This window comes from Ancylomarina sp. 16SWW S1-10-2 (genome assembly GCF_009669305.1).
Taxonomy (GTDB): Bacteria; Bacteroidota; Bacteroidia; order Bacteroidales; family Marinifilaceae; genus Ancylomarina.
The window spans coordinates 128060-140939 of the sequence record NZ_SADB01000001.1; the positions used below are offsets into that span (position 1 = coordinate 128060).

Consider the following 12880-nt stretch of genomic DNA (forward strand, 5'->3'; position numbering starts at 1 on the left):
TATCTGAACAATCCATTATAACACAAAACATTCTGAATATGAAAACACTTTTTAAAATAACATTATTTGCGATACTAAGCATCGCATTAAACATACAAGCCAAAGCTGAAATTAAAACTAAAAAGGTTTCAAAAACCTACTCGGCAAGTACATATTTAAAAATTGACACACGTTATTCTCGTGTAGAATTTAAAACTTGGGATAAAAACGAGATTAAATTTGATATTGCAATCTCTGCAGAAGGGAAGAAAGCTGATAAAATTCAAACCATGCTAGACAATATCAATATCGATATGACTGAAGGTGATGATTTGATTATTGTTAAAACGGTTTTTGGAGATTTTTTCACCTTTAAAAAATTAAGCAATTCCATTTTTAATAAGGGTAAGGTGAAAATAAGCTATACAGTTTATCTTCCAGCAAAGACACAACTCGATTTAGTTCAAAAAAATTCGACCATATTCATTGCAAATCATACTGGGAATATCAAACTTGATTTATCTAGTTGTGAGTTCACTGCCGAAAACTTATCAGGAGAAAATGACTTTCAATTACGATCAAGCAGCTTTCTTAAAATTAGAGAAATTAATGAAATGAATATAGATGCAGGAGGTTCCGAAATTAATATTGAAGAGGCTAACTCAGTTACGGGTGAGAGTCGTGATTCAAAATACAAATTAGGTACTATCAACAAACTAAACATTAAATCTTCTCGAGACAATTTTGAAATCAAAGAGATTGAATCACTTTACGGTTCATCAAGTATGAGTAAGTTTGACATTAGTTATTTGGGTAATGAAATTGATTACGATATCAACTTGGGACACTTATTCGTTTTCAATGTAGACTATATGTTCAATTTTATAAAACTAGATTCTAAACTCGGTAACCTTGGACTGAGCTTTAGTAGTAAATCAAACTTCAATTACGAAATTAACCACCGTGCTGTTAAATTTGATAAGACTAGTGATTTCGATTTAGAATCGGACAAAACCATGGATGGAAAAACAGTAATATCAAAAGGTAAATTTGGTTCTAAAGAAGCTATTTCAGAAGTTAATATTAGAGCAAACAATTGTAAGCTCAAATTGGAATAAAATCAATTATTAATATTGCACGCAGAGTGCGCAAAGAAAAATAACGCAAAAAAAAACGCAAAGTGCTCTTCAATTATATGTCGACACTTTGCGTTCTTCGCAAAAATATTAGCGGTTTTTGCGTGAAACCTCTTCGAGAAGGACACACATACCTTTTTGTAATTTCTATTTATCCAACTTCTTTAATAGTTCTCGAGCAATTACAACACCATTAACCGAAGCTTGCATTAAACCACGCGTAATACCTGGTCCATCTCCCCCCATATAAAGGTTCTTTACAGAAAACGTTTGGAAATCCTTACCAACTTTGGCAACATTAGAATAGAACTTCACCTCAACACCATAAAGTAAAGTTTCATCTGAAGCTAAACCTGGCGTAACCTTATCTAGAGCCATTATCATCTCACGAATATCCTTGAGTATTCTATGAGGCAATACCAAGCTTAAATCTCCTGGAACGGCATCCTTAAGCGTAGGAATAATATTATTTCGATACAAACGATCTTTTGTAGTACGACGACCACGCATAAAATCACCAAATCGTTGAACCATAATCTGATTTTTCGTAAGCATATTAGCTAATCGTGCAATATGTTTCCCATATTGAATAGGTTCATTAAATGGCTCAGTAAACTTTTGTGAGACCAATAAAGCAAAGTTTGTATTATCACTCTTTAAATCTTTAAAACTATGGCCGTTCACAACAGCCAAGTCATTCTCGTAATATTCGGATGATACAAATCCCCCAGGGTTTGAACAGAAGGTCCTCACCTTATCGTCAAAAGTTTTAGTGTAGTGAATCAACTTAGCCTCGTAGAAATTATCATTTATCTCCTGCATAATTTCGTTACGACACTCAACTCGAACACCTATATCTACAACGCCTACTTCTGTTGAAATATTCTCTTGTTTACATTTCTGCATTAACCAATCGGCACCTTCTCGTCCAACAGAAACCATGACTTGATCAGCAAGATAATCCCCACTGCCATTTCTAACGCCTTTAATGACTTCATCTTCTATAATCAAATCGTTAACAGCAGAATTAAATTTCACCTCTACACCTTCACCAGTAAGATAATCATAAAGCTTATGATAAAGTTCTTGAGCCTTTTCAGTTCCCAAATGGCGAACTGGACAATGCACTAATTTTAAATTTGCTTCAATCGCCCTTCGTCTGATATCTTTCATTTCAGGACTGAATGTCTCCCCATGAATATCACCAGCAGCTCCAAACTCTAAATAAACCTCATCGGTATACTTAATAAGTTCCATGGTTTTTTCCACTCCCAAATAATCAGGTAAATGCCCTCCAACTTCGTGAGATAAAGAAAGTTTTCCATCAGAGAATGCTCCTGCTCCAGCCCACCCCGTAGTAATACTGCAAGGTTTACAATGTGTACAAACGCCTCCATTTGAATGCTTAGGACATTTCCGATTGGAAATTCCTCTGCCTTTTTCAAGCATTAAAATATTCAACTTTTTACCAGACTTAACCAGTTCGTAGGCACAAAATATACCAGCTGGTCCAGCTCCTACAATAATTACATCGTACTTTTTTGTCATCATTATTAATTAAAAAATTAAACATAGATGAGATTTGGGATGAATGCATCGCTTGACTCTTCTTTTAAGCGGTTCGCTAAAAGCAAACTCTCAAAGATAGAAAATATTAAGGCTTAAAAGACTTATATATGATACTATCACCTAATTGAATCCACTCTAAATAAAGGAAATAATAGACAGAAAAAAGGCTGCTCTTTTAAGAACAGCCTTGTATATCAATGAATAAAATTTAACTCTTTTGAATTAAACTACTCAACAGTTTTCAACAAATCTTCTACAGCACCATCAAGTTGCTGATCGATTCCTTTATCAATCTTACCTGGCATATTTTTAATGATAACGTCAGGAATAGTTTGATTATTTTCCATCCATTCGCCTTTTTTATTTTTAGAACTTACAGGAACTGATCCCCAAAGCACATTCCCATTTTGCAACATTTCCCATCCTGCAAAACTACATGTTCCAGGAACTGGCATTCCAATCATTCTTCCAATTCCTAAATCTTGGTAACCACATGCAAAACAAGAACCATCGCTATACTGAGCTTCTCCTACAAGTGCAACGCTAGGCTTAGTCCATCGGTAGTTAGGTTCAAAACCTAAGACTCTATCTTCAATGGCATAATCAAGAAAACGAACACCAGTTAAAAACATTGATAGATCTCCAACAAGATCACCACCACCATTAAAACGAGTATCTACAATCAATCCCTCTTTATCGAAAAATTTCCCCATAGCCTTTTCGTATAAATCACGGTATTTACCATCATTCATTCCTGGAAGATGCACATACCCCAATTTGCCGTTACTCAATCGTTCAACATCAGCTTCATTTTTCTTTACCCAACGCTCATACAATAAACCACCTTCGGCTCTTAAAGAAATAGGCTTCATCGTAATATCCTGCGACTTTTTAGTTGAAGGATCATAAACATGAAGTAAAGTAAATTCCCCTGCTTTTCTATTTAGATATTTCGCAAAATCAACATTAGCATCAATACTTACACCATTAATATCTTGAATAATCATACCGGGTTTAATTTTGATATGATCTTTATCTAGAGGTCCATTCTTAATAATCTCAGTTATCTTAATTCCTTGTCCCTTATAAGAGTAATCGAAGAAAACACCCAAAGAAGCAGTTTTATCAGCTCCAGACATGCTTCCATAATAACGAGCTCCACAGTGAGAAACATTTAATTCGCCTAACATTTCCGATAACATCTCTGCAAATTCAAAATCGTCACCAACAGATCCCAGCTTAGCTTGATAATTCACTTTTAAAGCATCCCAATCTACGCCATGATAATCCGAAATATAGAACATTGTTTTGACTCTCTTCCATACATGATTAAACATGTTTTGACGCTCAGCAGCAAGATCTAATTGCATCTCGCTTCTGGTTGTAACCGATTTTTTGGCTTTAGTTTTTACATCAATCGTAGAAATTCTTCCATCAGATAAAAGAAATAATGTCTTCATATCCTTATCCCACTGCAAACTTCCTGATTCAACACCAAGAGGCATTAACATCTTAGTCTCTTTAGTTCTTAACTTCGTTGTCCAAAGATTATATCCCTTTTCAAATTTAGCTAAGTAATAAAGATCCTCTCCATCTTTCGAAAGTACAGCATCACCCAATGTTGATGAGTGAATCGTTAATCTCACTTTTCTATCCTGAAGACCATCCCAATCGAACTTCAAGTCTTTCACTTTTGGTTCTTCTTTCTTATCTTCCTTTTTATCTTTTCCCTTTTTACTTTTTTTATCAGAATCCTTCTTCTCCTTCTCTTCTTTGTCTTTCTTTTCCTTATCGCTAATTTCTTTCCAAAGCTTATACTCAACCTTGCTCATATGGAACTTATCCCAGTCATCTTTTGTCAAGAAAAGAGAATAAACATCCATTTGTTTCGATCCTGAATTAGCTTGAGAACGAAGTCCATTTCTGTTTGAAAACCATAAAATCTGCTTACCGCCATTAACCCATTTGGGTCCATAATCACCATAACCACTCTCAGTCAAGTTAATCATATCTTTAGAACCGTCAGCAGCTAACAAAACAGCCTCATCATTTCCCATAGTTGGAGCATAAGAAACCAATAACCACTTACTATCAGGACTCCATTGGTAATATTGATCGCCATCACCCATATAATACAACTGCTTTGGAGTCATTATGGTGCGAAATTCTTTTTTATCAAGATTATAAACTCTTAATGTTGTCTTATTCTCTATAAAAGCAATTTCTTTTCCGTCAGGCGAATATTCAGCTTGGTAGTTATCCTTATCATTAACAATCACACTTTCCTCTTTCAATACAGTAGAAGCAAAGAAATACGGTTCTTTTTCGTTAACACGTTTTGTTTGGTAAACGCCCCACTTCGCATTTCGCTCCGAAGAATACATGATAGCTTTTCCATCAGGTGAAAAACAAACAAATCTCTCTTGAGCTGGTGTATTCGTAATTCGTTTCGTCATTTTCGACTCAACTGAAGACACAAATACTTCTCCTCTTACAATATAAGCGACTTCTTTTCCATTTGGAGAAACTGCCATCTCCTTAATATGACCAGAAACTGGCAATACGCTCAAATTGTTATGTCTAGCTACAGAATGAACATTAACATTAACCAATTTAGCTTCCTGATTCTCAGCTTTAGTATATAAATCACCATTGTGAGTATAACAAAGTGTTCCGTTATTCGCCATACTCAAATAACGCACTGGGTGCATCTTAAAGTCGGTAATTTGCTCCTTTTCTGATGGATTCTTAATATTCAATTTATGAACATTAAAACAGCCACTTTCTTCACTTAAATAGTAAAGACTTTTTTCATCTGTTGAATAGATTGGATTACGATCTTCACCCTCAAAAGTTGTAAGTTTTGAATGTGTATCTGTCACAACATCATATTTCCAGATATCACGTGTGATAGATGATGTGTGATGCTTACGAAAATAATCTTCACCACCTTTTTTATCTATATAAACAAGTTCTCGTCCATCTTTACGAACTTGAACTTCCTCAGCAGGAATCGTAAATACTTGTTCTACTCGTCCACCATTAGCATCTACCTGATAAAGCTCTGGTTGAGATTTCGTATTATATTGACGGTGATCTTTCGTATCTAAACGTTGTCCACCAAAAATAACATTCTTATCGTCAGCACTAAATGAAAAAGGTAATTCATCGTTTGAATGATAAGTTAATCTTATAGGTTCTCCACCATTAAGATCAACAACAAACACATCCATATTTCCAAATCGCTCCGATGCAAAGGCAATCTTCGTTCCTGCATGATTCCACACTGGCATATAGTCGTGAGCATTGTGGAATGTTAAAGGGCTTGCTTCACCTCCTTTAACAGGAGTTAAATATATATCCCCTTTATAGGTAAAGGCTATTTGCTCTCCATCAGGCGAAATTGTAGCGTAGCGTATCCATTGATTGCTTTCTTTCGCAAATAACATTGTGCCTGATAAGATGCACAACATTAGAACTAAGATCTTTTTCATTTTATTAGTATTTGTTAGTAAGTCTGTGTGTGTTTGAGTTATGAAATTTTCATATTATTAGATTCGCGAATTTAAAAAAACTTAAGCTGAAATAATATTATTAAAAGACAATTTAGTTTTCACCAACAATTTGAAAGATAAACCAAGCTTTATTACCGATATTATTAAAATTTTAAACAAAAAAAAGCCCTAAGTCATAAACTTAAGGGCCTCATAATTATATCACGATTTTAATCTATTATTTTTCTCTTTGCTTATTGCCATTGCCTTTAATACGTCTCAACAACATCTTTTGGAATCCTTTATCAGCCTCATATAAATTCAATATTTGCTTAGCAGAGAGTACTTTTTTAAATTTATAATGATAGTCTCTTTCCATTGTTGCTTTTTCCACTTTCAAATCGGCAATTCTATCACTAATTTGGGCTAACTCTTTTTCTGAAAGATTATCTGAATCCTGCCTTATCTGTCTAAATAATTGTCTAAATTCATTATGAAACGAATCTTTCTTATTTTTCATCTCATTATATAATGGCCAAAAAAGCTGAGCCTTTTCGGGACTTATATCTAATTGCTGAGTAATATAAGATATCTTCTGAGCTTCAAACTTAGCACGCATCTCAGGAGATAACTCACGCTTATTTCCTTGAGCAAACACAAGAGAAGTATACAACATTAAAATGGATAGAAAACTTATAATTTTGTACATGATATTCTTTATTTTTTAGGACTTATAAATTAGCTAACAAAACTTCCGTATCAATATCTGAATCAGAATCAGAAAGGTAGTTGATAATATCATCAGACGTTACCTCTGATAGTTCATCAAAAAATTCCAAATCAATTTCAGTCGAGCTAGTCTCTGAAGAATCAACCTGAGCTATAGCCTGAACTTCTTCATTTCCAAATGATATTATCTTATACTCGGGAGAAATGGAGCCCGATAAAATGATTCTTGCAGCAAATACAAGAACAAAAACACTTGCAGCCATCCACATATATGGCTTAAGTTGAATAATTAAAGGTGTTTTTTCTTCAAGCTGTTCAAACTTCCCCTCTTCTTGCTTAATCTTACTTTGTATCTGCGCACCTAAATTATCGAAATAATTTTCTGGAACTTTATATGGATTATCTTTCTTCATTTGATAATGATTTTTACTTTATTTATCAAGACCCAACCGCTTATTAGACTGGGTTTAAACCCAATGGTTTAATTAGACTTCCCTCGAAATTAAGAATTTTTCAATTTTCTTTACTGCATGATGATAAGATGCTTTTAAAGCTCCCACTGAAGTTTGAAGAATTCTCGAAATCTCTTCATATTTCATTTCATCAAAATATTTCATATTGAAAACTAAACGCTGTTTCTCTGGCAGTAGTACAATAGCTTTTTGTAATTCCATCTGAGCTGTATCTCCATCAAAATATGGATCGCTTTCCAAACTTGCCAACAACAACTCTTCCATTTCGCCGTTAGCAGAACCAAAATATTTTCGTTGTTTATCCTTAAGAAAACTTAATGCTTCATTTGTTGCAATTCGATACATCCACGTAAAAAGTTGAGACTTCGAATGAAAATTACCTAAGCCCTTCCATATCTTTACACAAGTATTTTGCAGCACATCATCCGTATCGTCATGCGAAATAACGATTTTTCGGATTTGCCAATACAAGCGCTCTTGATATTTCTTAAGCAAGAGACCAAAGGCCTCCTCCTTAGTTGCTTCATCCCGAAACATCTCTAAAATATCATCGTCTGATTTGTTTGTCATCAATTACAAATTTTTTATAAGCTCAAAAAACAAGTATTTTAAGGGTAGATGAATGTTAGACTGGGAAAAACCTCGATGGTTTAATCCCAGATTCACTATTTACAAATTTAAGTAATAAAGTAAGAATAAGACATAAAAAAATCCGAAGCCTTTCGACTTCGGATTTTAGATATTTAATAACTGAAACAACTAAGCTAATAGCGCTTCAATTTCTTTTGCAACATGTTCAGCAGTAAAACCAAATTTCTCATCAAGCACATTTGCTGGTGCTGAATATCCAAAATGATCTAAACCAACTGATTTACCATTGGCTCCAACTAATCCTTGAAGCGTTACAGGTAAACCTGCAGTTAATCCTAAAGTAGGAATTCCAGCAGGTAAAACTTCAGCTTGGTAAGCTGCTGACTGCTGACGGAATAAACCTTCAGAAATAACAGAAACAACCTGAATATTCAAATTGCCCTTAGCGCGTAATAATTCAGCTCCAGCTACAAGAGTTGAAACTTCAGAACCACTAGCCAAAAGAACCACATCAGGAGTTGAAGTTGGTTTCTCAACAATATAAGCACCTTTTTCTGCTTGTAAAGCTTCTTTATAACGATTTCCTTTAGAAGGAAGTTCTTTAATATTCTGACGAGACAAAATTAGTGCTGTTGGTGTTGTGGTATTTTCCATAGCCATTTTCCAAGCTACAGAAGCTTCCAAAGCATCAGCAGGACGAAGAGCCAAAAGACTCATCTCTCCAGAGTGATTTTTAATTTGTTCCATCAAACGAATTTGAGCTTCTTGCTCAATTGGCTGATGCGTTGGTCCATCCTCTCCTACACGGAAAGCATCGTGAGACCAGATATATTTTACAGGAACTCCCATCAAAGCTGATAGACGAACCGCTGGTTTCATGTAATCAGAAAATACAAAGAAAGTTGCACAAGCAGCCCATACACCACCGTGTAATGCAATACCATTACAAATAGATGCCATAGTTAATTCAGCAACACCAGCCTGAAGAAATGCTCCAGAGAAGTCACCTTTAGCCAATGCTTTTGTATTCTTTAAGAAACCGTCTGTTTTATCAGAGTTACTTAAATCTGCAGAAGAAACGATCATATTATCAACCTTCTTAGCTAATTCAGCTAATACAGTTGCAGAGGCAACACGAGTTGCTACACCTGATTTTTGAGCAATTGCTTCATAATCAATTTCTGGAGCTTCCATTTTGAAGAAACGCTCAAGTTTAGTAGCTAATTCTGGATTTGCCTTAGCCCACTCAGCTTGTTCAGCTTTCTTAGCAGCAGCAGCAATAGTTTTCTTAGCTAATACTTCTTTATAATACGCTTCAACTTCTGGGAAAATTTGGAAAGGATTCTCAGCATTTCCACCAAGGTTTTCAATAGTTTTAGCTAATGATGCACCAGCAGCTCCCAATGGTTGACCATGAGTCGAAACCATATTTTCAAAACTAGCTCCATCAATATCAACAGCACCTTTACCCATTAAAGTTTGACCAATAATAAGAGTAGGACGCTTAGTTTCTTCATTTGCAGCCTTAAGAGCAGCACGAATTGCACTTGCATCATTACCTTTGATAGTAATAACATGCCATCCCCAAGCTTCGTATTTCTTAGCCGTATCTTCAATAGTTACTTCTTCAACCTTAGTTGATAATTGAATATTATTTGAATCATAGAACATGATCAAATTACTCAATCCTAATGTACCTGCAATACGACCAGCACCTTGAGAAATCTCTTCTTGAATACCACCATCAGAGATAAAAGTATAGGTTTTATGAGCCATCCACTCGCCAAAACGAGAACAAAGGAAACGTTCAGTAATAGCAGCACCTACTGCCATTGTGTGCCCTTGTCCTAGTGGACCTGATGTATTCTCAATACCTCTAGCTTGATCAACTTCTGGATGACCTGGTGTTATGCTTCCCCATTGTCTGAATTGTTTCAAATCTTCCATGCTGTAATTGCCTGTAAGACTTAAAATAGAATACAACATTGGTGACATATGACCTGGATCAAGAAAGAAACGATCACGATTCGCCCATTTCATGTCAGTAGGATCGAAATTTAAGAATTCCGAGAAGAGTACATTTACAAAATCAGCTCCACCCATGGCACCACCAGGATGTCCAGATTTTGCTTGTTCAACCATAGCAGCTGCTAGTATACGAATATTATTCGATGCCATATCAGTTACCGATAATTCCACGTGTTTGTCCATTTCTTTTGGCTCCATTCTAGTCAAGAGTTTTATAAGATGATTAAAAAATCTGCTTAAGATTTCATTTAATGCCCGCAAAGATACGAAAATAATCAAGGAGATCATGAAAATTTACACCACTCATTAGAATTCAGAATGAACTTTATAATTTTCATAATAGACGAGATAGCTAGATTGTTAGCTAATAAAACAAGACGAATAAAAAAGGGTGACAAATAGATAAGTTATCTAGGGAATAATTACTTGTGAATTTGAGCTCTTGGAAACTATCAGACCTAAATCAAAAAAGTGTTTTATAGGCGTACTAGAATTGAACTACCAGGAATAACTTTAAAAGCACGTTTTTTAGTATAATGAGATAAATGCACTGCTTTACTTCTAAATACAACGTGATAATTTCCAGGCTGAAGCGTTAATGTTTGACGTAAAACATTACTATCAATAGCACAAACCCACTCCATTTGTCCATCTATTTTTATAAACAAATCACATGGTCCGTAGGTTGGTTTTGATATGGTAACCAATCCTGGTAGCGGCACTTTAATCAATGTTGTTTCAGATGCCTTAATCTTTACTTTATCAATCTTAATACGTGGCAAGGTCAACAATTCCAAACTATAAGTTCCAATTAAATACTTTTGGGAATTATTAATTGACTGTACATTAATTGTATTTTCATTTTTTTTAACGACACAACTCAAGTTATCTAATAAATTAGACCTCTGAGATATAATCTTCAACCGTCCCTGCACAGCTTTAAAGCTAACAACAGAATGTTTTCCTGGCTCTATTCTAATACTATCTGCATGCAAATTAGGAATCGTATGAATTGTAATATCGTATGAAATTAATGGGTCAATAAAAAGAGTATCTGGAATGCCTATATAATTTAATGTATGCATATACTGATAACGTAACTTCCCTGTTTTATGGTTATAGAAAGTCATCGTTACATCACTCTCGGTTGGCTTATCATTCTCATCCAATAAATTAACTTGCATTGACGTTTTATCCAGAACTTGAGATATGACATAATTTAACGTACCGCCAAAATCCTCCTCCTTATCAACCTCTAAAAATTCGCCTACGCATTCAAAACTTTCATGGAATCTTCGATCTAGACCAATCCCAATAATGAATGGTTGAAGTATAATTCCATTTTTTTGTAATTCATCAGAAACAGCACAAGGATCGCCATCACACGCTTCAACACCATCAGTAATTAGAATAACCAAATTACGAGTTTCTTCTTTTGACTTAGGAAAATCGGTAGCCGCTTGAGATAAAGCATAAGCAATAGGCGTAGTTCCCCTTGCTTTTAAATAACGAAGCGTTTGACGAATTTCTCCTGCATTATCTTCAGAGAAAGGAACTTCTAGTTTTGTATCCTCACAGTCTTGAGGAGGGAATGAACTTTGATGACCATAAACCCTAAGAGCCATTTCAACATTACTCTCAAATTCTAAGCTATCGATCATCTCAATCAGAAAATCACGAGCAATATTCATCTTAATAGAATTCTCCCATTTACCATTCATACTCTGCGACGCATCAAATATGAACAGTATTCTTGTTTTGTCTTTTACTGTTTTAATCTTTTGAGAAAAAGCCTGAACAGCAAATAAACATAAAAGTATAAAAAAACAATATGTAATTAATTTCTTCAAAGGATAGAGTATTCGTAAACTGAATAACAAGATACTACTAAAAACTGGCAGTATAATTTAAAGGTCTTTTCTTTTATACATTCAATAGATGCAACTATTGAAACATTCTGCTTAAAAAAAGAACATTACGTGTGCTCAAGATATAAAACTATTTGTAGATTTGATTAATCAATATAAATTCATTTTTATTCTTTCCGAATAATGATTAAAAAAGCTATTTACATTTCGACTATTTTAATCTTATTTTTATTAATAACGAAATATATTACAAAGGATAAATCTTGGGTAATTAAATTCTACACAAATAATGGTAAAAACCAAAATCGAACTTTAATATATATTAAGGGAGAGAATATGAAATTGGTTACTAAAGATGCAACTTATCTTTACAACTCTTTTTCAAAAAAAATCAACTTTCTAAATCAAAAAAACAAAACTTACTGGTCTGGGAATGTTACTGATTTTAGAAAAGCTGTAACTAAAATAAAAACGCAAACGAATAAGAACTTTCTTTTAAACGATTCTTCGTTTTTGAAAAACCAAAACATTACAAGCAAGGATCATCTTCAAAAAATAACAACACAAAAAGTAGAAGTAAATCTACTCATCCCAGATTATAATATATACGACAACTTCAACATCATTAGTACGCCTAATTTCACATCAGTTGGAGAGTATATTGTTCGTAAATACGAAATTAGAAACGCTGTTAAATTATTAGAAGAAATTTGGATTGCAGAAAATTTACTCCCTCATATGGGATGGGATATGTCCAAGTTTAAAGACTTTTTAGACGTATTCTTTTTTCATTCCGGAGTTGCTCCATACTTTAATTTAAATTCTTACATGAAAGTTAGAAAAAATGGACTTCCCCTAAAAGTTATTATTTTTCATGAAAAAGAAAAAACTATAATAACAATGGATCATGCCTCTAAAACAAAACTTAACGAAGATTCATTCTCAGTTCCTGAAAATTTTATTCTTACTACAATTGATAAAATACTAACACCAATTACGAACTAATTACCCCA

9 protein-coding genes are annotated in these 12880 nt (G+C 34.1%); 2 read left to right on the forward strand and 7 right to left on the reverse strand.

Annotated elements, in window-relative coordinates:
* Positions 1 to 38: 38 nt before the first annotated feature.
* Positions 39 to 1097, forward strand: a complete 1059-nt coding sequence (locus tag EMN46_RS00565; protein WP_154198731.1) for a hypothetical protein — start codon at positions 39 to 41, stop codon at positions 1095 to 1097.
* Positions 1098 to 1262: 165 nt separating this feature from the next.
* On the opposite strand, the gene EMN46_RS00570 is transcribed toward EMN46_RS00565, so the two are convergent.
* The 7 genes from EMN46_RS00570 to EMN46_RS00600 all read right to left on the reverse strand — a co-directional run bounded on the left by EMN46_RS00570 (position 1263) and on the right by EMN46_RS00600 (position 11849).
* Positions 1263 to 2663 (reverse strand): NAD(P)/FAD-dependent oxidoreductase, encoded by a 1401-nt coding sequence (locus EMN46_RS00570; protein WP_195715149.1) that lies wholly within the window; start codon positions 2661 to 2663, stop codon positions 1263 to 1265.
* A gap of 248 nt (positions 2664 to 2911) precedes the next feature.
* Positions 2912 to 6178, reverse strand: a complete 3267-nt coding sequence (locus tag EMN46_RS00575) for a S41 family peptidase (RefSeq protein WP_154198733.1) — start codon at positions 6176 to 6178, stop codon at positions 2912 to 2914.
* 238 nt (positions 6179 to 6416) lie between these two features.
* On the reverse strand, positions 6417 to 6887 hold the full coding sequence (locus EMN46_RS00580) for a hypothetical protein (protein ID WP_154198734.1): 471 nt from the start codon (positions 6885 to 6887) through the stop codon (positions 6417 to 6419).
* Positions 6888 to 6909: 22 nt separating this feature from the next.
* Positions 6910 to 7320, reverse strand: coding sequence for a hypothetical protein (locus tag EMN46_RS00585; protein ID WP_154198735.1), 411 nt, complete (start codon positions 7318 to 7320; stop codon positions 6910 to 6912).
* 72 nt (positions 7321 to 7392) lie between these two features.
* Positions 7393 to 7950: an RNA polymerase sigma factor gene (locus EMN46_RS00590; protein WP_154198736.1), complete on the reverse strand. Its 558-nt coding sequence runs from the start codon at positions 7948 to 7950 to the stop codon at positions 7393 to 7395.
* 189 nt (positions 7951 to 8139) lie between these two features.
* Complete coding sequence (locus EMN46_RS00595) at positions 8140 to 10197, reverse strand: transketolase (RefSeq protein WP_229130229.1); 2058 nt, start codon at positions 10195 to 10197, stop codon at positions 8140 to 8142.
* A 278-nt stretch (positions 10198 to 10475) separates the two neighbouring features.
* Entirely contained in the window at positions 10476 to 11849 is a 1374-nt protein-coding gene (locus tag EMN46_RS00600) for a VWA domain-containing protein (protein ID WP_154198737.1), read from the reverse strand.
* 354 nt (positions 11850 to 12203) lie between these two features.
* Here EMN46_RS00600 and EMN46_RS00605 point away from each other — a divergent pair, with 354 nt between their 5' ends.
* Positions 12204 to 12872 carry a hypothetical protein gene (locus EMN46_RS00605; protein WP_154198738.1) on the forward strand — a complete coding sequence of 223 codons (669 nt, stop codon included), beginning with the start codon at positions 12204 to 12206 and terminating at the stop codon, positions 12870 to 12872.
* The last annotated feature ends 8 nt before the right edge of the window (positions 12873 to 12880 follow it).

What these genes read in the sequence shown, in the direction of transcription:
- EMN46_RS00595 (WP_229130229.1), bottom strand. Translation starts at nt 10,197, where the DNA reads ATGGAGCCAAAAGAAATGGACAAACACGTGGAATTATCGGTAACTGAT.
- EMN46_RS00570 (WP_195715149.1), bottom strand. Translation starts at nt 2,663, where the DNA reads ATGACAAAAAAGTACGATGTAATTATTGTAGGAGCTGGACCAGCTGGT.
- EMN46_RS00585 (WP_154198735.1), bottom strand. Translation starts at nt 7,320, where the DNA reads ATGAAGAAAGATAATCCATATAAAGTTCCAGAAAATTATTTCGATAAT.
- EMN46_RS00580 (WP_154198734.1), bottom strand. Translation starts at nt 6,887, where the DNA reads ATGTACAAAATTATAAGTTTTCTATCCATTTTAATGTTGTATACTTCT.
- EMN46_RS00575 (WP_154198733.1), bottom strand. Translation starts at nt 6,178, where the DNA reads ATGAAAAAGATCTTAGTTCTAATGTTGTGCATCTTATCAGGCACAATG.
- EMN46_RS00565 (WP_154198731.1), top strand. Translation starts at nt 39, where the DNA reads ATGAAAACACTTTTTAAAATAACATTATTTGCGATACTAAGCATCGCA.
- EMN46_RS00605 (WP_154198738.1), top strand. Translation starts at nt 12,204, where the DNA reads ATGAAATTGGTTACTAAAGATGCAACTTATCTTTACAACTCTTTTTCA.
- EMN46_RS00590 (WP_154198736.1), bottom strand. Translation starts at nt 7,950, where the DNA reads ATGACAAACAAATCAGACGATGATATTTTAGAGATGTTTCGGGATGAA.